Annotated in this window: 2 protein-coding genes; one reads left to right on the forward strand and one right to left on the reverse strand. The window is 59.1% G+C overall.

The features are described from left to right. The first annotated feature begins 808 nt into the window (after nucleotides 1-808). Nucleotides 809-2,065 (forward strand): transcription termination factor Rho, encoded by a 1,257-nt coding sequence (gene rho / locus H5U08_RS16315; protein ID WP_297035459.1) that lies wholly within the window; start codon nucleotides 809-811, stop codon nucleotides 2,063-2,065. A gap of 13 nt (nucleotides 2,066-2,078) precedes the next feature. Here the strand turns inward: rho and H5U08_RS19920 are convergent, their stop codons facing one another. Then, a complete protein-coding gene (locus tag H5U08_RS19920; protein WP_366494753.1) occupies nucleotides 2,079-2,249 on the reverse strand; it encodes an NgoMIV family type II restriction endonuclease in 171 nt (56 codons plus the stop codon). Nucleotides 2,250-2,251: the final 2 nt, after the last annotated feature.

A 2,251-nucleotide genomic window follows, 5' to 3' on the forward strand; every position in this document is an offset into this window, starting at 1 on the left:
CTGGAATCCCGGACCGATTGCCCAGAGCAGGTTCACGGAGGAGGAGCGGCAGAAAATTCATTTCCCGCCCGGTGAGCGGTGATCGTGTGGGCGGTGGTAAGGAAACAGTTGCCGGGAAACCGCCGAAAAAATGACGGAAGGGAGCGATGGTTTCCGATTTTTAGAAAAAAGGGAGATGCTCGAATCATCAACAGCCCGCGGGTGGCTGAAGTCGGAGGATGGGAGCGGGGGTAAAGCGGGGCTTTGAGGTGGGAATAGGGGGTAGGGAGAAAAGGCTTGACGACGGTTGGAACGCAAGATAAGATTTAGACGGTGAAAGAGCCAATTCTCAGGTGGCGTCGTCAGACCTGGGGTTTCTTCGGGTGCGAACAGCCCTCTCTTGCTCGGAGAAGCACGGCGAACAGGCCGGAAAGGCTTCTCGTAGGTCGGCGGTGATGGTGGAACACCAGACTTGGTAGGATTCGGTATTAGGTGTCATTCCGGCCGATTTCTGGATAGCGGCAAACACCTGTGACCTGAAAGAATGGCGAATCGGGCTGCCTGAGGTTGACGCCGCAGCGAAGTGCCTGCAACCACACCGGCACTGATTCTTCGGATCCACTCGATGGTCGTGGCAGGTTTTTGGCTTTGCTGCGCGGGGGTGCGCGCCGGGTGAATGTCTGGTTTTGGCAGTCCGCCCGTTGAAGAGCCGGTAGCGCGCCGTGGTTGTGGTGGACTCTCCTTTTTCTCAATTGGTTGATTCTTGCAGGTTGCGCAGCAGCGCAAGGTCTCATTTGGTGGTTCGATGACACGAAAAAAGCGTACGGCCATGCGTTCCAAGAACGGACAAGCCCAGGCTTCTGACAGCAAGCTGGAGAAGAATGGGTCGAACGGAGCTCTCGTCCCTCAGGAACAGCAATCGACTTCCGTTCAGACCGTGGAGTCGGCGGAAAGCAACCTCTATGAAGGGGGTGGCGTTCTGGAGCTTCACCCCAGCGGGTACGGCTTTCTCCGTGATCCGGCGGCCAATTACGAGCGGCGGCTGACGGATCCGTTTGTTCCCGGCAGCATGATCGAGAAGTACGGCCTGAGGCAGGGTGTTTACATCAGAGGGTTGGTGCAGCCGGGCAAGAAGGGTCAGGGGCCGCGCCTGCGTGAAATCCACGATGTGGACGGAATTCCCCCGCAGGAATACCCCAAGGTCAAGAACTTTGATGAATTGACGCCCATCAACCCGGAGGAATGGCTGCGTTTGGAGACTGGTCCTGAGCCGATCACGACGCGGGTGATGGACCTGCTGACGCCGATCGGGAAGGGTCAGCGGGCGCTCATTGTGGCACCGCCTCGCACGGGAAAGACGGTGCTCCTCCAGCACATCAGTCTGGCGATTGCGCAGAATTATCCCGACATGAAGCTCATCATTCTGCTGATCGATGAGCGTCCCGAGGAAGTGACGGACTTCCGCCGGGTGTGCAAGGATGCGGAGGTGGTGGCCAGCAGCCTGGACTGTGAAATTGAAAGCCACGTGCGGCTGTCGCAGCTCATTGTGGAGCGGTGCAAGCGCCTCGCCGAGATGGGGAAGGACGTCTTCCTGCTGATGGATTCGATCACCCGGCTGGCGCGTGCCTTCAACAAGTGGGTGGGCAATACCGGCCGCACGATGACCGGCGGGATCGACGTCAAGGCGATGGATATCCCGAAGAAGCTGTTTGCGACGGCCCGGGCGTTTGAAGAGGGCGGATCGCTGACCATTGTGGCGACGGCCCTGATCGACACCGGCAGCCGGATGGATGAGCTGATCTTTCAGGAATTCAAAGGGACCGGCAATATGGAGCTGGTGCTGGACCGGCGGTTGGCGGACCGTCGCATCTGGCCGGCCATTGACATCACCCAGTCGGGGACGCGGCGGGAAGAAAAGCTGCTGCCGCCCGAGTATCTCAAGGCCGTGACAATCCTGCGGCGGATGCTGTCCACGATGAATCCGGTGGAGGCGATGGAGCAGCTCACGCAGAAGCTGGCCAAGTACAAATCCAACCAGGAGTTCATCGAGTTGATCGCCGGGGCCCAGGCCCACGCGGCGGGGTGAAACGGGCGGATCTTTACACGGCAAGATCAAACGGCAGATCGGTGATATCGCGCAAGCGATGGGCTGAGATCAAATCATTGAGCAGTTCTTCCTGGTCTTCCAGGCCGCAATCGTGACAGGCCTGGCGGAGCTCCGGCAAGGCGATGTGATAAACGCAATCGAGATCGCCGGTTCCATAGGCCAGGG

It is taken from the genome of Thermogutta sp., assembly GCF_014359955.1.
GTDB lineage: Bacteria > Planctomycetota > Planctomycetia > Pirellulales > Thermoguttaceae > Thermogutta.